At 70.8% G+C, this 21724-nt stretch carries 16 protein-coding genes and 2 pseudogenes; 12 read left to right on the forward strand and 6 right to left on the reverse strand.

Annotation, left to right across the window (positions count from 1 at the left end; genetic code table 11):
* Nucleotides 1-247 precede the first annotated feature (247 nt).
* The 5 genes from pgeF (at nt 248) to AB0C36_RS13150 (ending at nt 3981) form a co-directional block, all read left to right on the forward strand.
* A complete protein-coding gene (gene pgeF, locus AB0C36_RS13130) occupies nt 248-976 on the forward strand; it encodes a peptidoglycan editing factor PgeF (RefSeq protein ID WP_358353105.1) in 729 nt (242 codons plus the stop codon).
* A 23-nt stretch (nt 977-999) separates the two neighbouring features.
* Entirely contained in the window at nt 1000-1734 is a 735-nt protein-coding gene (locus tag AB0C36_RS13135; RefSeq protein WP_358353107.1) for a YggS family pyridoxal phosphate-dependent enzyme, read from the forward strand.
* A gap of 68 nt (nt 1735-1802) precedes the next feature.
* The gene (locus AB0C36_RS13140; protein ID WP_358353108.1) at nt 1803-2429 is read left to right on the forward strand and encodes a cell division protein SepF; all 627 of its coding nucleotides are present in this window, start codon (nt 1803-1805) and stop codon (nt 2427-2429) included.
* Nucleotides 2430-2510: 81 nt separating this feature from the next.
* On the forward strand, nt 2511-2795 hold the full coding sequence (locus AB0C36_RS13145) for a YggT family protein (RefSeq protein WP_358353109.1): 285 nt from the start codon (nt 2511-2513) through the stop codon (nt 2793-2795).
* A gap of 46 nt (nt 2796-2841) precedes the next feature.
* On the forward strand, nt 2842-3981 hold the full coding sequence (locus tag AB0C36_RS13150; RefSeq protein ID WP_358353111.1) for a DivIVA domain-containing protein: 1140 nt from the start codon (nt 2842-2844) through the stop codon (nt 3979-3981).
* A gap of 277 nt (nt 3982-4258) precedes the next feature.
* Here AB0C36_RS13150 and AB0C36_RS13155 read toward each other — a convergent pair whose 3' ends face one another.
* The 3 genes from AB0C36_RS13155 to ileS all read right to left on the reverse strand — a co-directional run bounded on the left by AB0C36_RS13155 (nt 4259) and on the right by ileS (nt 9011).
* Nucleotides 4259-4441, reverse strand: a complete 183-nt coding sequence (locus AB0C36_RS13155) for a hypothetical protein (RefSeq protein WP_358353113.1) — start codon at nt 4439-4441, stop codon at nt 4259-4261.
* 61 nt (nt 4442-4502) lie between these two features.
* Nucleotides 4503-5615, reverse strand: coding sequence for a helix-turn-helix transcriptional regulator (locus AB0C36_RS13160; RefSeq protein WP_358353114.1), 1113 nt, complete (start codon nt 5613-5615; stop codon nt 4503-4505).
* Nucleotides 5616-5858: 243 nt separating this feature from the next.
* Nucleotides 5859-9011 carry an isoleucine--tRNA ligase gene (gene ileS, locus AB0C36_RS13165; protein ID WP_358353115.1) on the reverse strand — a complete coding sequence of 1051 codons (3153 nt, stop codon included), beginning with the start codon at nt 9009-9011 and terminating at the stop codon, nt 5859-5861.
* 386 nt (nt 9012-9397) lie between these two features.
* Here ileS and AB0C36_RS13170 point away from each other — a divergent pair, with 386 nt between their 5' ends.
* The 7 genes and pseudogenes from AB0C36_RS13170 (at nt 9398) to AB0C36_RS13200 (ending at nt 15770) form a co-directional block, all read left to right on the forward strand.
* The gene (locus AB0C36_RS13170; protein ID WP_358353117.1) at nt 9398-9694 is read left to right on the forward strand and encodes a DUF167 domain-containing protein; all 297 of its coding nucleotides are present in this window, start codon (nt 9398-9400) and stop codon (nt 9692-9694) included.
* Between the two features lie 321 nt (nt 9695-10015).
* Nucleotides 10016-10654 carry a TraR/DksA family transcriptional regulator gene (locus AB0C36_RS13175; protein WP_358353226.1) on the forward strand — a complete coding sequence of 213 codons (639 nt, stop codon included), beginning with the start codon at nt 10016-10018 and terminating at the stop codon, nt 10652-10654.
* 145 nt (nt 10655-10799) lie between these two features.
* Nucleotides 10800-11426, forward strand: a pseudogene (gene lspA, locus AB0C36_RS13180) (signal peptidase II); the annotation flags it as partial.
* A gap of 178 nt (nt 11427-11604) precedes the next feature.
* A complete protein-coding gene (locus AB0C36_RS13185) occupies nt 11605-12552 on the forward strand; it encodes an RluA family pseudouridine synthase (RefSeq protein WP_358353118.1) in 948 nt (315 codons plus the stop codon).
* Between the two features lie 210 nt (nt 12553-12762).
* On the forward strand, nt 12763-14367 hold the full coding sequence (locus AB0C36_RS13190; protein WP_358353120.1) for a Na+/H+ antiporter: 1605 nt from the start codon (nt 12763-12765) through the stop codon (nt 14365-14367).
* Nucleotides 14368-14678: 311 nt separating this feature from the next.
* The gene (locus tag AB0C36_RS13195) at nt 14679-15260 is read left to right on the forward strand and encodes a dienelactone hydrolase family protein (RefSeq protein ID WP_358353121.1); all 582 of its coding nucleotides are present in this window, start codon (nt 14679-14681) and stop codon (nt 15258-15260) included.
* A 36-nt stretch (nt 15261-15296) separates the two neighbouring features.
* Nucleotides 15297-15770 (forward strand): DUF4240 domain-containing protein, encoded by a 474-nt coding sequence (locus tag AB0C36_RS13200; RefSeq protein ID WP_358353122.1) that lies wholly within the window; start codon nt 15297-15299, stop codon nt 15768-15770.
* A gap of 339 nt (nt 15771-16109) precedes the next feature.
* Here AB0C36_RS13200 and AB0C36_RS13205 read toward each other — a convergent pair.
* From AB0C36_RS13205 to dnaE, 3 genes and pseudogenes are all read right to left on the reverse strand, one after another.
* Nucleotides 16110-17168: pseudogene (locus tag AB0C36_RS13205) on the reverse strand (mechanosensitive ion channel family protein); the annotation flags it as partial.
* A gap of 405 nt (nt 17169-17573) precedes the next feature.
* Nucleotides 17574-17987, reverse strand: a complete 414-nt coding sequence (locus AB0C36_RS13210; protein WP_358353126.1) for a DUF6300 family protein — start codon at nt 17985-17987, stop codon at nt 17574-17576.
* Nucleotides 17984-21544, reverse strand: coding sequence for a DNA polymerase III subunit alpha (dnaE, locus tag AB0C36_RS13215; protein ID WP_358353128.1), 3561 nt, complete (start codon nt 21542-21544; stop codon nt 17984-17986). The genes AB0C36_RS13210 and dnaE overlap by 4 nt, the downstream gene beginning before the upstream one ends.
* Nucleotides 21545-21724 lie beyond the last annotated feature (180 nt).

The following is a 21724-nucleotide window of genomic DNA, read 5'->3' on the forward strand; positions in this document are numbered from 1 at the left end:
CGAGTTCGTCGCGCCCGCCGACGTGGCGGTACAGGGACATCGTGCCCGCGCCGAGGTACGCCGCGACCCGGGGTAGGGGCCCGTTGCGCCGTCCGGCCGCCGGAATCCGGTGCGGTGGCCGCGGCCGCGTCGGGCGAATCCGTCCCGTACCGGTCCCGCATCCGTCCCGCATCCGTCCTACATCGTCGCCGTTTCCGTGCCGTGCCCCCTTCGTCCCGTGGGAGTCGCCTTGTTCACCTTGCGGACCGTGGAACACGGCGTCGGCTTCGCGTTCACCGACCGGCACGGCGGGGCCGGTGCGGCGCCGTACGACAGCCTCAACCTCGGCGGCCACGTCGGCGACGACTCCCGGACCGTGCACGGCAATCGCGCCCGCGTCGCGGAGGCGCTGGGGTTCGACGCCGGGCGGGTCGTCTGGATGAACCAGGTGCACGGCCGCGACGTGGCCACCGTCGACGGCCCCTGGCCCGGCGCGGCCCCCGAGGCGGACGCCGTGGTCACCCGAACCCCCGGGCTCGCACTGGCCGTTCTGGTGGCCGACTGCACGCCCGCACTCCTCGCCGATCCGGTCGCCGGTGTCGTCGCCGCCGCCCACGCGGGCCGTCCGGGCCTGTACGCCGGGGTGATTCCCGCCACCATCGAGGCGATGGCGGCACTCGGCGCCCGCCCGGAACGCATCGTCGCCAAGACCGGCCCCGCGGTCTGCGGCCCCTGCTACGAAGTCCCCGACGCGATGTGCGACGAGGTGGCGGCCCGGGTGCCGGCGTCTCGTTCGCGGACGAGGCAAGGCACTTCGGCCCTCGACATCGTGGCCGGCGTCTGGTCGCAACTCGCGGACGCGGGCGTGCCCGTCGGTGAGAAATCGCACATGTGTACGCGTGAGTCCGCCGACCACTTCTCCTACCGCCGCGACGGCAAGACCGGGCGCATCGCCGGATACGTGTGGCTGGCCACAACCCCGGCACCGACGGCTTGACGACCTTCGGGGACGATGGGCACATGAGTTCGGAATCCACAGACAGCCCCGGTCCCGCGGCACTTGTCGCCCGCCGCGAGGAACTCGCGGGCAACCTCGGCGAGGTGCGGGCGCGCATCGACGCGGCATGCGACGCGGCGGGCCGCGCGCGCGACGCGGTGGACCTGATCGTGGTGACCAAGACCTACCCCGCCTCGGACGTACGGCTGCTCGCCGGCCTCGGGGTGCGCGATGTGGGGGAGAACCGCGACCAGGAGGCCGCGCCAAAGGCCGACGCCTGCAAGGACCTTGATCTGACCTGGCACTACATCGGCCAGCTCCAGACCAACAAGGCGCGATCGGTGGCCGCGTACGCCGACGTCGTGCACTCGGTCGACCGGACCCGCCTGGTCGCCGCCCTGGCCGCCGGCGCGGCCCGCCGCGAACGGGAGTTGACCTGCCTGATCCAGGTGAGCCTGGACGGCGACGCGGGGCGCGGGGGAGCGCTCGCGGCCGACGTACCGGCGCTCGCCGACGCCATCGCCGAGGCACCCCGCCTGCGGCTCGGCGGGCTCATGGCGGTCGCCCCGCTCGGCGCCGAACCCGCCCGCGCCTTCGAGGCCTTGGCGGAAATGTCAACCCGCCTGCGCGAAGCGCATCCGGCTGCAACCATGGTTTCGGCGGGGATGAGCAACGACCTCGAGCAGGCCGTCGGGGCCGGAGCGACACATGTACGCGTCGGTACTGCGGTGCTCGGCGTCAGACGCTTGCTCCGGTAGCGTCGCCATGAAGTGGATCGCACGACCCACGGTGACCCACAGCCGATCCACCATGGAGGACCCTGACTATGGCCGGCGCGATGCGCAAGATGGCGGTCTACCTCGGCCTCGTGGAGGACGATGTCTACGAGTACGACGACTACGATGAGGACGACATCGGCCCGGACGGCCGTGCCGAACGGGGCTCCGAGCAGCCTCGTCCGGAGCGCCGCGAGGAGCGGCGGGAGGAACTCCGCGAACCACCTCGCGAAACCCGCGAGCCCCGCGAACGCCGTGAAGAGCTCCCCCGGCCCGTGCCCGCACTGCACGTCGAGCGCGGCCTCGACGAGCACCGGGCAACCGTGTCGACCATCCCCGACCGCCGCCCCGAGAGCAGTGCACCGGTGACCGTACACAAAGTCGTCAGCGAGCGTGAGCCCTACCGCATCACGACGCTGCACCCCCGTACCTACAACGAAGCCCGTACGATCGGTGAGCACTTCCGTGAAGGCACACCGGTCATCATGAACCTGACCGAGATGGAGGACACCGACGCGAAGCGACTCGTCGACTTCGCCGCCGGACTCGTCTTCGGTCTTCACGGCAGCATCGAGCGGGTGACCCAGAAAGTCTTCCTGCTGTCGCCTGCTAACGTCGACGTGACAGCAGAGGACAAGGCCCGCATCGCTGAGGGCGGGTTCTTCAACCAGAGCTGAAACCCTGGTTGATGTCAGAGGGGTGCGAGAACTGAGGAGAGGAACCGGGTCTCCCGGGAACGCGTATGAGGGGGCAGAGGCATGAGCGTCGCGGGCGAGGTATTGACCATCGTCCTGTACTGCTTTCTGTTCCTGCTGATCTTCCGCTTGGTGATGGACTACGTGTTTCAGTTCGCACGGTCCTACGAACCCCGAGGGGCCATGGTCGTCATCTTGGAGGCGACCTACTCCGTCACGGATCCGCCGCTCAAGCTGCTGCGCAGGTTCATTCCTCCCCTGCGCCTCGGGGGCGTAGCGCTCGACCTGTCCTTCTTCGTACTGATCATCATCGTCTACATCCTGATCTCCGTCGTGGGCAGGCTGTAAGCGGTACGGTCTGTCCGGATGCCGACGATCACGTTGAGGTGAAGAAATGCCGTTGACCCCCGAGGACGTGCGTAACAAGCAGTTCACGACCGTCCGTCTCCGCGAGGGCTATGACGAGGACGAGGTCGATGCGTTCCTCGACGAGGTCGAGGCGGAACTGACCCGCCTGCTTCGCGAGAACGAAGACCTGCGGGCCAAACTCGCAGCCGCGACGCGCGCTGCCGCGCAGAGTCAGCAGCAGGCGCAGCAGCGAAAGGAGCGTGAACGCCCCGACGCCCCTGTTCCGGCTGCCATATCCGGGCCCACCCCGGTTCCGCCGCCCCCGCAGCAGCAGATGGGCGGCCCGCAGCAGATGCACGGCGGTCCCCAGCAGCACCCGATGCAGGGCCAGCCCCAGCTTGGCCCCGGCGGTATGCAGGGACAGCCGCAGCTGGGCCCGGGCGGTATGCAGGGGCAGCCGCAGCAGCACCAGTTGCAGGGCGGGCAGTTCCCCGGCCAGCAGCAGATGCAGGGCCAGCACATGGGCGGGCAGCTCCAGCCGCAGCAGCACCAGATGCAGCAGCAGGGCCAGATGGGCGGCCCGCCGCAGCTCGGCGGCGGCCAGATGCAGAGCCCGGGCGGCGACAGCGCGGCCCGCGTGCTCGCGCTCGCGCAGCAGACCGCGGACCAGGCGATCGCCGAGGCGCGTTCCGAGGCGAACAAGATCGTCGGTGAGGCACGCACCCGCGCCGAGGGCATGGAGCGCGACGCGCGCTCGAAGGCCGACGCGCTGGAGCGGGACGCGCAGGAGAAGCACCGCGTCGCGATGGGCTCGCTGGAGAGCGCGCGTGCCACCCTCGAGCGCAAGGTCGACGACCTGCGCGCGTTCGAGCGTGAGTACCGCACGCGGCTCAAGTCGTACCTCGACAGCCAGTTGCGGCAGTTGGAGTCGCAGGCGGACGACTCGCTCGCCCCGCCGCGTACCCCGGCCACCGCTTCGCTGCCGCCCGCGATGTCGTCGTCGCCGGTCCCGTCGTCGATGACGCCGGCCATGACGCCGTCGATCGGCCAGCAGATGGCGCCCGCCATGAGCCAGCCGATGACCCAGCAGATGGCTCCGGTCCGCCCGCAGGCACCGCAGCCGCAGCCGATGCAGCAGGCCACGCCGATGCGCGGCTTCCTGATCGACGAGGACGGCGACAACTGAGTCACCGTCAGACCTGACGACGGCTTCGCCGCCCGACCCCGGTCGACATCCGCAGATACGCCGAGGCCCGCCCTTGGCAAGGGGCGGGCCTCGGCGCGTTTAGCAACAAATTGACCCACACCTTCGAGTGAACCGCGGCCAAGTCTCCGAAAGCGGGGCGGCACCAGGGCGCGGCGCCTGCCAGATCCGGGGGGATGCTGCCCGGGTCGCGGCCCGATGCGACCGTCCTGGGCGGGTGGTCGGCGCTATCCGTCCGGGTGGAGAAGTACCGAAAGGATCAGTCGGGGAGGACGCCGTCCACCTGCTCGGCCGCGGGGCGTTCGACAGCCTGGTGACCGGTCGGGCCACGGTCGAGCATCTGTGCGCGTCCGGGCAGATCAAGCCCGCCGGTGGCACCGTCGAACCGCTCCAGCGGTTCGCCGGACTGCCTCGACACCTTCGACGAGGACTTCGCGATCACCACCCCGTGGCCGGCCGCCCGGTGCGAACGACCCGCCGGGCCCGGTGACTTCGCGGGCTGCCTACGCTGCGACCAGCGGACGGCAGCCCGCGTTGTGGGCCGGGTAGTAGTGGTCGTTGAAGAGGCGCGAGGTGAGCTGGCCGCGGTTGGCCGAGCCGGTCTTGTGCAGCACGCTCCGCACGTCCAGGTCGACCGCCTCCGCGGCGAGGCCGAGCCTGGCCGCTATGTCGGCGGGCGCGAACCCCCGTGCCAGGTACGCGGTCACGGCCTGCTCGCTCTGCGACAGGTCGTACGTCCCCACGGCCGTCGGCGCGAGCTCCGCGGCCGCGGACGGTGCGATGGTCAGCGCCGTACCGCCGGGAGCGCCGTCGGGGGTCCGGGTGCACGCCGCCTGGAGCCGCAGCCCCGCACCGTTGCGGGTGCGCAGCCGTACGCTCGCCGGGGGTGCGCCGCGCCCCGCCGCGTGTGCCCGGGCCCGGGCGACGAGCATGGACGCCGCGAGCGGCAGCGGGAACCCGAAGGGCGTCGCGGCACCGGCGGTCGGCGTACGCGGGTCGATGCTCCGCAGGCACGCCGCGGCCTCGTCGGTCGCGCTGATCAGGCGCCCTTCGGCGTCGAAGACGACGACACCGGGGCCGGCGGGAAGGCTGTCGGGAGCCAGGACCTCGGGCTCGCGCTCGCCGAGCACCGCGGCCCGCATGCCGCGTGCCACGTCCTCCGAGACCAGGGCGAGGAACTGCCGCTCCGCCTCGGTGAAGTCGCTGCTGCCCTTCTCGCGCAGCAAGTTGCCGATGGCCCAGGTGCGGTCGCCGACCGAGAAGGCGACGCGCGCCTCGTGGCCGAAACCGAGCCCCGAGTTGATGTCGATGTAGCGGGCGCTGCGGCCGAGGTGTCCGCCGGTGGCCTCGCCGAGCGTACGCACACCCGCCGGCATGCGGGCCAGGTCGGCGAACTTGTTGAAGTCGTTGTCGAGGAACTCGTTGTGGAAGAACGGGCCGCACACCCAGGGGGGAAGGCCGTCGGCCACCGCGTGATGCGTGCACATCAGCGTGTCGGGGTCGGTCGAGGAGATGAAGCAGCCGTCGAACGGCACGACCTCGCGCAGCCGGGTGGTGACCTCCGCGAGCAGCCGGTCGCCGTCTAGCCCGGAGTCGCACAGGCGTGCGATCTCCACGCGTGCCGAGCTCCGGCTCTGAGGCGGTATAGCGGTCATAACCGGCCAGCATAGGCACTTCGCCGGAGAAATGGAGTAAAGGTCCGAAATACCAGGGTTCTGGGGCAACCATGCGGTGGGGTACGGAGCTTGGCCGTACCCCACCGCATGGCGCGTTTCCGGATCGCGATCACCTGATCAGGCGATCATGCGATCGACGGATCAGGTGATCGAGTAACCACGACAGATCAGGTGATCGAGTGATCAGGTGATCCGGCGCAGCCAGAAGCGCAGGCCGAGGTTCTCGTCCCCGTGCAGCGGCAGCTCCTCGTCCTCCGGGGCACCCTCGGCGAACTGCAGCGCGAGCACCTCCTCGGCGATCTGCGGGCCGTGGGCCAGCAGCGCCGACCGGGTGTGCTCGCTCGTGTCCGCGCTCCACCAGACCGCGATGCGGTCGGCGACGTCGAAGCCCGACGTCTTGCGGGCCTCCTGGATCAGCCGGATCGCCTCGCGGGCGGTGCCCGCGAGGCGCAGCTCGTCCGTCAGGTGCAGGTCGAGGGCGACGGTCGCGCCCGCCTCGCTCGCGACCGCCCAGCCTTCGCGCGGCGTCTCGGTGATGATCACCTCGTCCGCGGAGACCTCGACCGGCGCGCCGTCCAGCAGCACCGTCGCGGTGCCGGACGCCTTGAGCGCGGCCGACAGCTCCGCGGCGTCGGCCGCCGCGACGGCGCCCGCGACCTTCGGCGTCTCCTTCGCGAACCGCTTGCCCAGCGCCCGGAAATTGCCCTTGGCGGAGAACTCCACGAGGTCGCCGCCCGCGTCGGAGAGGGACGCCAGCGAGACGACGTTCAGCTCCTCGGCGATCTGCGCGCGCAGCTCGTCGGACAACGCGTCCCAGCCCTGCGCGCCGATGAGCGCGCGGCCGAGCGGCTGGCGGATCTTGACGCCGGAGTCGGCGCGCGTCGCCCGGCCCAGCTCGACCAGGCGGCGCACCAACCGCATCTGCGCCGACAGTTCCTTGTCGACGAGCGCACTGTCCGACACCGGCCAGGCGGCCAGGTGCACCGACTCGGGGGCGGCGGCGTCGACCGGGCGCACGATGTCCTGCCACACGCGCTCGGTGATGAACGGCACGAGCGGCGCCATCAGCCGCGTCACCGTCTCCAGCGCGGTGTGCAGCGTCGCGAGCGCGGCGGCGTCGCCGTTCCAGAAGCGGCGGCGGGAGCGGCGGACGTACCAGTTCGACAGGTCGTCGACGAAGGCCGACAGCGCCTTGCCGGCGCGCTGGGTGTCGAAGGCCTCCATGGCCGCGTCGACGTCGGCGACCAGCTGGTGCAGCTCGGAGAGCAGCCACTTGTCGAGCAGCGGGCGGTCCGCGGGCGCCGGGTCGTCGGCCGAGGGCGTCCAGCCGCTCGTCCGGGCGTACAGCGCCTGGAAGCTGACGCTGTTCCAGTACGTCAGCAGCGTCTTGCGGACGACCTCCTGGATCGTGCCGTGGCCCACGCGCCGCGCGGCCCAAGGCGATCCACCGGCGGCCATGAACCAGCGCACGGCGTCGGCGCCGTGCTGGTCCATGAGCGGGATCGGCTGCAGGATGTTGCCCAGGTGCTTGGACATCTTGCGGCCGTCCTCGGCGAGGATGTGGCCGAGACAGACCACGTTCTCGTACGAGTTGCGGTCGAAGACGATCGTGCCGACCGCCATGAGGGTGTAGAACCACCCGCGCGTCTGGTCGATCGCCTCGCTGATGAACTGGGCGGGGTAGGCCTGCTCGAAGATCTCCCGGTTGCGGTACGGGTACCCCCACTGCGCGAACGGCATCGCACCCGAGTCGTACCAGGCGTCGATCACCTCCGGCACGCGCACCGCCTCGGCACCGCACGCCGCGTCGCCCGACTTCGCCGGACACCCGAAGACGACCTCGTCGATGTACGGCCGGTGCGGGTCCAGGCCCGACACGTCGCGCCCGGTCAGCTCGGACAGCTCGGCGAGCGACCCCACGCACGTCAGGTGGCCCTCGGCGCAGCGCCAGATGGGCAGCGGCGTGCCCCAGTAGCGGTTGCGCGAGAGCGCCCAGTCGATGTTGTTGTCCAGCCAGTCGCCGTAGCGGCCGTGCTTGACGGTGTCCGGGTACCAGTTCGTGCGCTCGTTCTCGCGCAGCAGGGCGTCCTTGACCGCGGTGGTGCGGATGTACCAGGACGGCTGCGCGTAGTAGATGAGCGCGGTGTGGCAGCGCCAGCAGTGCGGGTACGTGTGCTCGTACTCCATGTGCCGGAACAGCAGCCCGCGTGCCTGGAGGTCGGCCACCAGCGCCTCGTCGGCCTTCTTGAAGAAGACGCCGCCGACCAGCGGCAGGCCCTCCTCGAAGGTGCCGTCGGTGCGCACCGGGTTGACGACCGGCAGGTCGTACGGCCGCACCGCGGCGAGGTCCTCCGCGCCGAACGCGGGGGCCGCGTGCACGATGCCGGTGCCGTCCTCGGTGGTCACGTACTCGGCGAGCACCACGAAGTTGGCGCCCTCCAGCTCGACCAGGTCGAACGGGCGGCGGTACGCCCAGCGCTCCAACTCCCGCCCGGTGAACCGCTCGCCGGTCGCCGCCCAGCCCTCGCCCAGCGCCTTCTCGACCAGCGGCTCGGCGACCACGACCGGGCGCTCGCCGTCCTTGGCGGCCATGACGTAGGTGACGTCGGGGTGCACGACGGCGGCCGTGTTGGAGACCAGCGTCCACGGCGTGGTGGTCCACACCAGCAGGTCGGCGCGGTCGGCCAGCGGGCCGGAGGTGAGCGCGAAGCGCACGTACACCGACGGGTCGACGACCGTCTCGTAGCCCTGCGCGAGCTCGTGGTCGGACAGCCCGGTGCCGCAGCGCGGGCACCAGGGGGCGACGCGGTAGTCCTGCACGAGCAGGCCCTTGTCGAAGATCTCCTTGAGCGACCACCACACCGACTCGACGTACTCGGGGTCCATCGTGCGGTAGGCCTGGGACATGTCGACCCAGTAGCCCATGCGGGTGGTCAGTTCCTCGAACGCGTCCACGTGGCGCAGCACCGACTCGCGGCACTTCGCGTTGAACTCCGCGATGCCGTACGCCTCGATGTCCTGCTTGCCGGAGAAGCCCAGCTCCTTCTCGACGGCGAGCTCCACCGGGAGACCGTGGCAGTCCCACCCGGCCTTGCGCCGGACGTGGTGGCCCTTCATGGTCTTGAAGCGCGGGAACACGTCCTTGAAGACGCGGGCCTCGATGTGGTGCGCACCCGGCATGCCGTTGGCGGTGGGCGGGCCCTCGTAGAAGACCCAGTTCGGTCCCTCGGCCGTGCGCTCCAGGGTGCGGTCGAAGATGTCGTGCTCCTGCCAGAACGCGAGAACGTCGTGTTCCATGGCGGGCAGATCGACCTGCGCCGGTACCGGGCGGTACATACGTGCCTTCCTTCCGCGGGCTCGTGAAAAGCTGCCGGCCGAAGGGACGAGGCGGCGAACGCCCCGCGGTACCACCCTTCTTGGCCGTGCCGGTGATGCGGCACGACCCTCTCGAGGTCAGCGAGCGCCGGTTCTACCCGGTCCACGGGGGACCGCTCTTCCGGCGGCTCCGGGGTGATCTTCGGACCGCGCACACCTCCGGGCTCCCACCGTCCCCGGATCGCTCAAGGCTGCGTGCGGACGTACTCGTCCCCATCGACACCGTCTCGCTTCCCGGAATTCTACGGCCACGCGCGACCCGCCCGCCCCCGGGTTTCGCGGGCTTCCCGGGTCCGGGCGGCCCGGGGCACGCCGGAGGGTGCGGCCGCGCGGGCATGATGGTCGGCATGAGTCCCGCCCCCGTCCCCGACCCGGAGCCGCGGCGAATCGCGATCCGCGTCAAGCCCGGGGCGTCGCGTACCGCTGTCGGGGGCACGCACGGTGACGCGCTGGTGGTGGCGGTGAACGCGCGGGCGGTCGAGGGCAAGGCCACCGAGGCCGCGTTGAAGGCGCTCGCGGACGCGCTCGGGGTACGCCGGCGTCAGATCGTGCTCGTGACCGGTGCGACGAGCCGCGACAAGGTGGTCGAGGTCGCCGAACCCCCGGCCGGCCTCGACGCGGCCCTCGCAGACCTGCGCGGCTGACCCGCGTACGCCTGCTTTCGGCCCGCGGTCTGCCCGGTCCGGTGTTTCCGTGGAGTTACCGCTCGGTAGCGCTGCGTTCAAGGGTGCCTAACGATCCAACCGGCATCCGGTAACGAAGCGGACACGCACAACTAGGGATAGTCACGCCCGGTTCTGGGCACAACCGACTTACGTTGCCGGTCGCCGGGGCAGCCGAAGCCCCCGGACCCGGCAGCGCGCCCTGTTGTCGGGGGCATGGGGTGGGCGTAAGCTTCCCGAGCTGTTTTGTGAATTTTGTGCAGTATGTCCGGAAAGACCCTACGGAACGAGGGGGCCGTGACCATGGCGGAAAGCGGCAAGGCGGCCGGAGGACGGGCCCGCAGCACAACGACGGCCAGGTCCACCAAGACCGCGGGAAGCGCCGCAGCGTCCGGCGGGCCGACCAGGAGCACCCGCTCCACAACGGCGCGCGCGGCCACGTCGGCGGCCAAGGCCAAGGCCGCCCCGGTGGCCGCAACCACCGGCGCCCCGGTGCGTACCGCGACGGCCACGGCTGTCGCCCCGCCACCGGGCGGTATTCACGAGGCGGCCACGTACCCGGTCCGTCCGGGCGAGGACCCGTGGACCGAAGACGAGCTGCGCGAACTGCGGGACGGCCTCATCGACGAGGTCGCCCGGCTCAACAGCGAGATCCAGTACGCCGAGCACGAGATCGCCGACATGCTGCGCGACTCCGGCGACGGCGCGGGCGACGACCAGGCGGACGCCGGGACCAAGAACTTCGAGCGCGAGCACGAGATGGCCCTGACGAACCAGACCCGTGGCATGCTGAGCCAGTCGGAGCGGGCCCTGCGCAGGCTCGCCGACGGCACGTACGGTGCCTGCGAGTCGTGCGCATCGCCCATCGGGAAGGCGCGACTCCAGGTCTTCCCGCGTGCGACCCTGTGTGTCACCTGCAAAGAGCGCGAGGAACGCCGATAACGACCGGGCCGCCCCGGACGGCTGCTCCGCGCTGGACCTAGGAGCGGAGCGAGCCATCGGCACCGGAGCGGAACGGCGGGACGGCAGCACGCCCCTCGCCGCCCAGGACACGGACAGGGGCGCCCGCCCGGGCACCCGGCAGGACATCGCGAAGGACGGCACCACGGACAGCGGCACGGGAGCGACCTCCGGGCCCGCCGACGACCGCCCCGCCGACTCGGGGGGCGGTCGTCCGGCCGATTCCGACGACGGCGCGGCGGACTCCTCCGCCGCGCCGTCGCAGCGCGTACGCCGGCCCCGCATCGCCGTCCTGCTCGGCGTCGCCGCCTTCGCCTACGCCCTCGACCTGGTCACCAAGCTCGTCGTGGTGGCGAAGCTGGAGGGCGAGGCGCCGATCGACGTGATCGGCGACTGGCTCCAGTTCCGCGGCACCCGCAACCCGGGTGCGGCGTTCGGCATGGGCCAGGCGTACACGATCGTCTTCACGCTGATCGCGACGGCGGTCATCGTGGTGATCCTGCGGCTCGCCCGCAAGCTCTACAGCCTCCCGTGGGGGATCGCGCTCGGCCTGCTGCTCGGCGGCGCGCTCGGCAACCTGACCGACCGGCTGCTGCGCTCGCCCGGGTTCCTGCGCGGGCACGTCGTCGACTTCATCGCCCCCAAGCACTTCGCGGTCTTCAACCTCGCCGACTCGGCCATCGTGGTCGGCGGCTGCCTGATCGTGCTGCTGTCCTTCCTGGGCCTCCAGCCGGACGGGACGCGGGAGGGCGACGAGCCCGAGGACGCCGACGAGTCCGAGCGGGCGGATGCCGCCGACCGCGCCGAACCCGCCGAACCCGCGGACCCCGCCGACCCCTCGGAGGGCGCCGAGAGCGGCGATCCCCGCGGGGACGCCCGCCGTGACCAGGGCGAGAAGACGGACTGATCCCCGCACCCGGCATACTCGACGGGTGACCTCCTCCACCGGCTCGCCCGAAATCCGCACGCTGCCCGTACCCGACGGCCTCGAAGGCGAGCGCCTCGACGCCGCGCTCGCCCGGATGTTCGGGTTCTCCCGCACCCGGGCCGCCGAACTGGCCGCGGCCGGGAAGGTGCTGGTCGACGGCAAGCCGGCGGGCAAGTCCGACCGGGTGGCCGGCGGCGCCTGGCTGGAGGTCGAGATGCCCGAGGCCCCCGCACCGGTACGCATCGTCGCCGAGCCGGTGCCCGGCATGGCCGTCGTGCACGACGACGAGCACATCGTCGTCGTCGACAAGCCCCTCGGCGTCGCCGCCCACCCCAGCCCCGGCTGGCAGGGCACCACCGTCGTCGGCGGCCTTGCCGCCGCCGGCTACCGCATCTCCACCTCCGGCGCCGCCGAGCGCCAGGGCGTCGTGCACCGCCTCGACGCCGGGACCAGCGGGCTGATGGTGGTGGCCAAGTCGGAGCGCGCGTACACCCTACTCAAGCAGCAGTTCCGCGACCGCACCGTGGACAAGCGCTACCACGCGCTCGTGCAGGGCCACCTCGACCCGCTGTCCGGCACGGTCGACGCCCCGATCGACCGGCACCCCAAGCACGACTGGAAGTGGGCAGTCGTCGCGAGCGGCAAGCCCAGCGTCACGCATTACGACACCGTCGAGGCGTTCCGCGCCGCGAGCCTGCTGTCCATCAAGCTGGAGACCGGGCGCACCCACCAGATCCGCGTGCACATGTCGTCGCTGCGCCACCCGTGCGTGGGCGACATGATGTACGGCGCCGACCCCACCCTCGCCAAGCGCCTCGGCGTGGACCGGCAGTGGTTGCACGCGGTGCACCTCGGCTTCGAGCACCCGGGCAGCGGCGACTGGGTGGAGTTCGACAGCACGTACCCGGACGACCTGGCCCGGGCGCTGGAACGCGTCTCCGACGGGCAGTAGGCCCGCGGCGGCCGCCTGCCGACCGCCGGCGGTCGGACTACCGCCGGCCCGATTGCCGTTGGCCGGACCGCCCTCGACCGGACCGTCTTGCGCTCCGGCGTCGGCTGCCGACGACGCGGCCGCGGCCGGTGCGGGGCGCCTCCCGCAAAAACGGATAATTCCGGCGTAGCGTGACCCCACCCGTGTTCCGGCGGCGCGTGGGGGAGTCCCGTGGACCAGCTGACCGTCCTGTTCCTGCTGTTCCTGGTCACGCTCGTCGCGGTCCCGGTGGCGTCGTGGATCCGGATGCCGTACCCGGTCGTCATCACCATCGGCGGACTGCTGCTCGCCGTCGTGCCGGGCCTGCCGGAACTGCGGCTCGATCCGGAAATGCTGCTCCCGCTCCTGCTGCCCCCGCTGCTGCACACCGCCGGATGGCGGACGAGCTGGCGCGAGTTCCTCGCCAACGCCAAGGCCATCCTGCTGCTCGCGGTGGCGCTGGTCTTCGTCACGACGGCGGCGGTCGCGTTCGTCGCCCACCAGGTCGTGCCCGGCCTGCCGATCGCCGCCGCCCTGGCGCTCGGCGCGCTGGTCGCCCCGCCCGACCCGGTCGCGGCGTCGGCCGTCGCGTCGACGCTGCGCCTGCCCCGGCGCCTGCTGTCGATCCTGGAGAGCGAGGGCCTCTTCAACGACGTGACCGCGATCGTGCTCTACCAGGTCGCGGTCGCGGCGGCGGTCACCGGCTCGTTCTCGGCCGGGGAGGCGGTCGGCAAGTTCTTCCTGTCGGCCGCCGTCGCGGTCGCGGTCGGCTGGGGCGTCTCGATGGTGGCCCGATGGGGCTTCCGCTACCTGAACGACGAGCGCCTGCGCGTGATGGGCTCGTTCATCGTCCCGTTCGTCGCCTACATCGGCTCCGACGAACTCGGCGGCTCGGGCGTGCTCGCGGTCATCGTCAACGTGCTCATCATGCGGGCGAAGAACGTCGAGCCCGACGAGCCGATCGGCCGCGTCTCCGGCGGCGTCTTCTGGGCGGTCCTGGAACTCATAGTCACCGGGCTGACCTTCGGCATCATCGGCCTGGAACTGAGAGTGGTCCTGCAGGCCCTCGGCGACGACACCGGCGACGTCCTCGCCGAGGCCGCGGCCGTGGTCGCGACCGTCATCGTGGTACGCGGCGTCTGGCTCTTCCCCACCGCCGTCCTGGCCCGGCGCCGCAACCGGCGCGCGGCGGACGAGGACGACCCCGACGTCAAGGACCTCGCGCCGGTCGGTCCGCGCGAGACGGCGGTGCTGTGGTGGGCGGGCATGCGCGGCGTGGCCACCGTCGCGCTGGTGCTGGCCCTGCCGCGTACCACCGACGCGGGCGACCCCTTCCCGGGGCGCGACCGCCTGATCGTGATCGCGTTCGCGGTGGTGATGGTGACGCTCGTCTTCCAGGGGCTGACGCTGCCCTGGCTGGTCAAGCGGCTCGGCGTCCGCGAGTCGGAGGACGCGGCGGGTGCCGCCGAGGAGGCCCTGCGGGTGCGCTGCGCGAAAGCCGCCCTCGCCCGGCTGCGCGAGATGGAGGCGGGTGGCGAACTGCCCGACGAGGTCATCGAGACGCTGCGCGCCCGCCAGCAGGCGATCATCGCGCGGGTGCGGCCGGACGCGTACGAGGAGGACGCCCGCAAGGCGCTCGCCGAGAGCGGCCGCCGCAAGAGGCAGCTGCGGCGGGTCGAGGAGGAGCTTGCCGAGGCGTCACGAGAGGAACTGCAGCGCGCCCGCGCGGAGCCGGGCCAGGACCCGGTGGCCGTCGACCGCATCATGCGCCGCATCGACCTGCGCCGGATCGTCTGAACGTGTGGAGCCCCGGCCGCCGGTCGGACCATCGGGCGGACCGGGCGCGGGGAAGTCCCCGCGACTCCGGAGACGCACCCGGCCCTGACACTCCCCGGCCCTGACACACAGGCGTCGTGTGGTGCCCTGGTGGCCCATCCGGCGGGCGGGCGGGGATCATGGGGTCGGCAACACGCACCCGCACACCGGCGGACTGCGCCCGCACATCACCCACGTGCACCCGCACACACCTGCATGCACTCGTACGAGCTCGCACGAACGAACCAGCGCTCGCCCGCACGACATCGCAGCACCGAGAGACGAGGACCCCTGTGGCCCGCATCATCCTGTTCCATTCCGCGTACGGACTGCGCCCGGCCGTCCTCGACGCCGCCGAGCGCCTGCGCGCCGCGGGCCACGAGGTCGAGGCCCCCGACCTCTATGACGGCCGCGTCGTCGACACCGTCGAGGAAGGCATGGAGATCAAGGACGAGATCGGCACCGAAGAGCTGCTGCGCCGCGCGGTCGCGGCCGCCGCCCCGCTCGGCAAGGGCGTCGTCTACTCCGGCTTCTCGATGGGCGCCTCGCTCGCCCAGAACCTGGCGCTCGCCGACGAGCACGCCGGCGGCCTGCTGATGTTCCACGGCACGTCCGACCTGCGCGACGAGGCGGAGACCGAGTCCGCCGTACAGCTGCACGTCGCGGACCCGGACCCGTTCGAGACCGAGGACTGGCTCAACGCCTGGTACCTGCGCATGGTCGCCGCGGGCGCCGACGTCGAGGTCTACCGCTACCGGGGCGCCGGGCACGTCTTCACCGACCCCGACCTGCCCGACTTCGACGCCGAGGCGGCCGACCGGGCGTGGGCGGCGGCGCTGGCGTTCCTCGAAGAGATGGATGCAAACGCGGCGTAGCAGGCGGCTCGCCCGTCGGCATGTGACGATTTACGGGTGTTGGGATGGGACGAATTCTGGGAGCTCATCGACCTGCTCGGCGGTCGTGCGGACGACGACGCCTGTGAGCGGTTGACCGAGGTGCTCGCCACCCGCTCGAAGTCGGCGATCATCGGGTTCGCCGACCTCCTGGCGGAGGCGCTGTACCGACTGGACCGCGCCGATCTCGCGGCGCTGCCTTACATCGACGTGACGGATCGTCAGGGCGTGCCCGTGCCGATGTCCGCCGACGGATTCCTGTACGCGCGGTGCGGTGTCGTCGCGGCCGGGCGGGAGGCGTACGCCCACGTGCTCGCCGAGCCGTCCGAGTTCTGCCGCTACACGGCCGCCGAGTACGACGGGGAAGCCCTTCTCTACGTCGCGGAGGACGCGTGGGAGGAGCTGACCGGGCGGCCGTGGCGGCACGAGGAGCCCTTCGACTACGAGACCGGGTCGAACCCGGAGGGCTGGCCGGGCTCGGCTCCGCTCTGAACCCGCTCTGAACCCGCTCTGAACCCCGCTCTGACCGGCCGCCCTCGCCGGGCACCCTCACTTGCCGGGATCGGGCCCCGAGTGGTCGGCCTGGGCCATTCCGGCCGCGTCCGTCCCGGCTTCCTCGCGCTCGCGCATCCCGGAGCCGGCCCGGCTGCCGGCTTTGACCGTGGAAACGTCGGACCTGGCCGCGTCGGCCCGGTCCGAGTCGGTCGGCCGCGGATCGGCCGCGTCCGCCCCGGGCTTGCCCAGGTCGACCTTCGGTTTCTTCGCGAGTTCGACGAACCGTTTCGGCCCCGTCTGCGCCGGGATGGTGGCGTTCTGGCCGTGGCCCCAGGCGTCGTCCCCGTACGCCGGACCGGTCGCCGCCGGGGCGGTCGCCACGCGCGGCAGCGCGTACGGGTGCTTGCGGCGCACGTAGTCGAGCAGCTTCTCGCGCACCTCGCAGCGCAGCGTCCACACGTCGTCGGCGTCGCGCGCGGTCACCACCGCACGCAGCACGACCGTGGTGGGCGTCGTGTCGGTGACGTAGAGGCTCCAGCCCTGGCCGTCCCACAGGCCGGAGTCCTTCAGCATGCGGTGCAGCTCGTCGCGCAGCTCGGAGACCGGCGCCGAGTGGTCGAGGTGCAGGAAGACCGTGCCGGTCATCCGCGTGTCGGTGCGCGACCAGTTCTCGAACGGGCGGCTGGTGAAGTACGACACGGGCATCACGATGCGGCGCTGGTCCCACGTGTTGACCACGAGGTACGTCAGCGTGATCTCCTCGACGGTGCCCATCTCGTTGTTGACCACGACCGAGTCGCCGATCCGGACCATGTCGCTGAAGGCGATCTGGAGCCCGGCGAAGAGGTTGGCCAGCGTGCTCTGCGCGGCGAGGCCGGCGACGACGCCGATGAGGCCGGCGGAGGCCAGCAGGCTGGTGCCTACCGTACGCATGCCGTCGAACGTCATGATCATCGACGCGATGGCGATCACCCCGACGATGGCCGAGCCGACGCGGCGGATCAGGTCGATCTGGGTGCGGACGCGGCGTACCTTGCCGGCGTCGGTGGCGACCGCGGCGTACTTCTCGAACGAGGTGTTGACCAGCACGTTCGCGGCGTGGATCGTGAGCCAGGCGCAGGCGCCGATGACGCACAGGACCAGGACGTGCCGGACGGTGCCGCTCGTGCCGTCGGGAAGGTCGGCGGCCGGCTCGGCGAGCAGCGCGAGGACCGTCGCGAGCGTCACGACGCACGATGCCCGGGATCTGCGCAGCATCGGCCACAGCGGCCCGGAGCTGGGCCTTCTGGTCTGCACCTCGCGGGCCACCCTGGCCAGTAGCCACGAGACGACCCCGGTGAGGACGAGGACCGCGACCAGAACGATCAGTGGGCGCAGAATCTCCCAGACGTCCACGGTTGCTGTTCTCCCTGAGACTCGGTAGCGGTGAACGGTTCGGCCGATCGCGTCGGCGAACGCGGCATCACGAACTTGTCACGCTAGCCACCCGTTCGAGTGACGTCCAACTCCCGCTGCCCGGGTCCATCCGGCGCGACACCCAATTCGGTCGGACATGGTCACAACTGCTCGGCGACCTCGAATCGTTCCAATCGGAATCGGGTGGTTGTGCTCGCCAAGTGTTCACGAGACGGGCAATCGTCGGTCGGCCGACGGCCGAAGCGACGGACGATCGGCCGCCGCCGGGAGCCGACTCGGCGGTCGAGGCGGCTGTGAGGGTGGCGGAAAGGCAGCAGTCAGTCCGCCCCCCGGCCGGACCGCCGACGGCCCGGCGCGGTCAGTCCGGCGCAGCCGGCCCGGCGGTCAGTCCGCCTCGACGAGCGTCGCCGGATCGGCCGGGCGGGCCGCCACCGCGGTCACCCAGTCGCCCGCGAGTTCCGCGAAGAGCGCCGCGTTGCCGCCGTCGACGCGGTCGTCCACCCGGAACAGCGCGAGCAGGTCGGCGGCGTCCGGATCGGCGTGGTCGCACGCGGGGCACAGGACCAGTACGCGTACGCACGGCAGCGGCTCGCCGAACCCGTTGTCCCACACGTGCGGGACCCGGGCCTCCAGGATTCCGGGCCCCTCGCAGCGCAGGCACAGCGGCGCGTCGGCCTGTACGGCGATGTCGACGCCGTGCATGCGGTGCGCCTCGTTGTCGAGGTAGGGGTCGTTCGTGCCGCCGTAGCCGTGCAGCGGTACTTCGTCCGTCTCGCCTGGTTCGTCGGGCGGGGTCATACCACCCACGAATCGGGTCCGAGTAGGACCTTGATCTCCGAGGCGAACGCGGTGTTGTTCTCCACGGTCGGATTCAGCCGCAACAGCGTGGTGCCGCCGAGGCGGTTCTCCATGCGCAGGCGTACCTCGGTGTCGCCGGGGTGCGCCAGGATGGCCGACTTGAGCCGGCCAACCAGCTCCGGGGTGATGCGGCGCTCGTGGACCTTGAGGATCACCGGCGGCTTGCCGCCGTGTTCGGCCGCGGAGATGTCCAGCGGCACGAGCTCCTCGCCGAAGACCGACAGGGCGCCGTCGCGCTCGTTGATGCGGCCGCGGATCGCGACGGCGTTGTCCTCGATGAACTCCTGCGAGAACAGCAGGTAGTTCTTCGGGAAGTACAGCACCTCGATCGACGCGTCGTGGTCGGACAGCGTGACGATCGCCCAGGGGTTGCCGCCCTTGTTGATGCGCCGGTCGACGCCGGTGATCAGGCCCGCGAGCTTCACGAAGCCCTCGGTCTGGCCCGAGCCGACCAGGTCCGCGATGGACATGTCGCGGTTGCGCGCGAGGATGTGCTCGGCGCCGTCCAGCGGGTGGCTGGAGATGTACAGGCCCAGCATCTCCCGCTCGGTGGACAGCAGTTGCTTGCGCGGCCACTCGTCGTCCGACAGCTTGAAGTCGAGGCCGACGGCGGGCTTGTCGTCCGGCTCGTCGGAGCCGCCGCCGAACAGGTCGAACTGGCCGTTCGCCTCCTGCCGTTTGAGCCCGATCACCGCGTCGACCGCGGTTTCGTGCACCGCGCACAGCGACTTGCGGCTGTGCCCGAGCGAGTCGAAGGCGCCCGCCTTGATCAGCGAGTCGATCGTGCGCTTGTTGCACACCGTGATCTCGACCTTCGACAGGAAGTCCTGGAAGGAGGTGTACTTGCCCTTCGCCTTGCGGGTCTTCATCAGCGACTCGACGACGTTCGCCCCCACGTTGCGCACCGCGGTCAGGCCGAACCGCACGTCGTCGCCGACGGCGGTGAACTCGACCGCGGACTCGTTGACGTCGGGGGAGAGCACCTTGATGCCCATCCTGCGGGTCTCGGACAGGTAGACGCCCATCTTGTCCTTGTCGTCGCCGACGGACGTCAGCAGCGCGGCCATGTACTCCGCGGGGTAGTTCGCCTTCAGGTAGGCCGTGTGGTACGAGACCAGGCCGTACGCCGCCGAGTGCGACTTGTTGAACGCGTACCCGGCGAACGGGACCAAGACGTCCCACACCGCCTTGATGGCCTCGTCCGAGTAGCCGTTCTTGCGCATGCCTTCCTGGAAGGGGATGAACTCCTTGTCCAGGACTTCCTTCTTCTTCTTGCCCATCGCGCGGCGCAGCAGGTCCGCGCCGCCGAGCGTGTAGCCGGCCAGCACCCGCGCGGCCAGCTGCACCTGCTCCTGGTAGACGATCAGGCCGTACGTCGGGCCGAGGACCTCGTTGAGCGGCTCCTCCAGCTCCGGGTGGATCGGCTCGATCGGCTGCTGCCCGTTCTTGCGCAGCGCGTAGTTGATGTGCGAGTTCATACCCATCGGGCCTGGGCGGTACAGCGCGCTCACGGCCGAAAGGTCGGCGAACTCGGTGGGCTTCATCAGCTTCAGCAGCGCGCGCATGGGGCCGCCGTCGAGCTGGAAGACGCCCAGGGTGTCGCCGCGGGCCAGGAGTTCGTACGTCTTGGGGTCGTCGAGGGGCATGTCCTCGGTCTTGACGTCGACCCCGCGGTTCTCCTTGATGATCTTGATGCAATGGTCGATGATGCCCAGGTTCCGCAGCCCCAGGAAGTCCATCTTGATCAGGCCCATGTCCTCGCACTGCGGGTACGAGAAGCCCGTGATGATCACGCCGTCCTTGTCGCGGCGGTGCAGCGGGATCAGGTCGAGCAGCGGCGTGCGCGAGAGGATGACCGCGGCGGCGTGCACACCGGTGCCGCGAATCAGGCCCTCGATCCCCATGCCGGTGTCGACGACCTTCTTCACCTCCGGGTCGCTCTCGTAGAGCGCCCGGATCTCCATGCCCTCGTTGTAGCGCGGGTGCTCGGGGTTGAAGAGGTCCGCGAGCGGGACACCCTTGCCCATGACGTCCGGCGGCATCGCCTTGGTGATGCGGTCGCCGGTCGAGAACGGGAAGCCCAGGATGCGCGACGCGTCCTTGACCGCCGCCTTCGCCTTGATCGTGCCGAAGGTGTTGACCTGCGCGGTGTACTCGGCGCCGTACTTGTCGGACACGTAGCGGACCATCTGGTCGCGCTGGCGGTCGTCGAAGTCGATGTCGACGTCGGGCGGGCTGACGCGCTCCGGGTTGAGGAAGCGCTCGAACAGCAGGCCGTGCTCCAGCGGGTCCAGCTCGGTGATGCGGGTCAGGTACGCGACCAGCGACCCCGCCGCCGAACCACGTCCCGGGCCGACCGCGATGCCGTTGTCGCGGGCGTACTTGCAGATGTCGGCGACCACGAGGAAGTAGGAGTCGAAGCCGAGCGGCGAGATGACCGACAGCTCCATCTCCAGGCGGTCCAGGACCTCCTGGCTCGGGTTGGGGCCGAAGCGCATGGTCAGACCGCGCTCGCACTCCTTGCGCAGCCAGGACGCCTGCGTCTCGCCCTCGGGCACGTCGAACTGCGGCATCTGGTCGACGTACGTGAAGACCTCGTCGTACGGCTGGATGCGCTCGGCGATCAGCAGCGTGTTGTCGCACGCCGCGCGCAGCTCGCCGAACAGCGAGCGCATCTCCTCGGACGACTTGATGTAGTAGCCGGTGCCGTTGAACTTGAAGCGGTTGGGGTCGTCCTTGTTCTTGCCCACGCCGACGCACAGCAGGTTGTCGTGCGCGTCGGCCTGGTCCTCGGTCACGTAGTGCGAGTCGTTGGTGGCCAGCAGCGGGATGTCCAGCTGCTTGGCGATGCGCAGCAGGTCCTCGCGGACCGTGCGCTCGATGTCGAGCCCGTGGTCCATGAGCTCCAGGAAGTAGTTTTCCTTCCCGAAGATGTCCTGGTACGCCGACGCCGCCGCGATCGCCTCGTCGAACTGGCCGAGCCGCAGCCGCGTCTGCACCTCGCCGGACGGGCAGCCGGTCGTCGCGATGATGCCCTCGGAGAACTGCGAGATGATCTCGCGGTCCATGCGGGGCTTCATGTAATAGCCCTCGATGGACGCCAGCGAGGAGAGCCGGAACAGGTTGCGCAGCCCCTGGGCGTTCTCCGCCCACATCGTCATGTGCGTGTAGCGGCCGCCGCCGGAGACGTCCTTGCCGCCCTCGCCGCTCGCGTCGTCGGTGTTGCGCGCGCCCGCGGTGGCCCAGAACTCGGGCTTGCGGTTGTGGCGCGAACTCGGTGCGACGTACGCCTCGATGCCGATGATCGGCTTCACCGGCGACTTCTTGGAGATCTGGAAGAACTCGAAGGCCCCGAACATGTTGCCGTGGTCGGACATCGCGACCGCCGGCATGCCGAGCCGTTCCACTTCGGCGAACATCTTGCCGTTCTTCGCCGCACCGTCGAGCATCGAGTACTCGGTGTGTACGTGCAGGTGGACGAAGCTGTCAGTGGACACGAGCCCTCCGTCACTGTTTTCGATGTACTTACGAGGTACGGCGAACACCCCGTCCGAGGGGACGCCCGGGCCGAGGAAGCCTTCACTCTAGCCCGGTCGCGAGGGCGTTCGTCGAAGGAGCGGCGAGTGGCGTGAAATCACACAAAGCAACAGTCCGGTTGATCGCGAAGGGGCCTTACA

This window comes from Streptodolium elevatio, from assembly GCF_040649515.1.
GTDB classification, from domain to species: domain Bacteria; phylum Actinomycetota; class Actinomycetes; order Streptomycetales; family Streptomycetaceae; genus Yinghuangia; species Yinghuangia elevatio.

Coding starts and splice junctions, on each gene's coding strand:
- AB0C36_RS13135 (WP_358353107.1), top strand. CDS start 1,000: ATGAGTTCGGAATCCACAGACAGCCCCGGTCCCGCGGCACTTGTCGCC.
- AB0C36_RS13140 (WP_358353108.1), top strand. CDS start 1,803: ATGGCCGGCGCGATGCGCAAGATGGCGGTCTACCTCGGCCTCGTGGAG.
- AB0C36_RS13145 (WP_358353109.1), top strand. CDS start 2,511: ATGAGCGTCGCGGGCGAGGTATTGACCATCGTCCTGTACTGCTTTCTG.
- AB0C36_RS13150 (WP_358353111.1), top strand. CDS start 2,842: ATGCCGTTGACCCCCGAGGACGTGCGTAACAAGCAGTTCACGACCGTC.
- ileS (WP_358353115.1), bottom strand. CDS start 9,011: ATGTACCGCCCGGTACCGGCGCAGGTCGATCTGCCCGCCATGGAACAC.
- AB0C36_RS13170 (WP_358353117.1), top strand. CDS start 9,398: ATGAGTCCCGCCCCCGTCCCCGACCCGGAGCCGCGGCGAATCGCGATC.
- AB0C36_RS13175 (WP_358353226.1), top strand. CDS start 10,016: ATGGCGGAAAGCGGCAAGGCGGCCGGAGGACGGGCCCGCAGCACAACG.
- AB0C36_RS13210 (WP_358353126.1), bottom strand. CDS start 17,987: ATGACCCCGCCCGACGAACCAGGCGAGACGGACGAAGTACCGCTGCAC.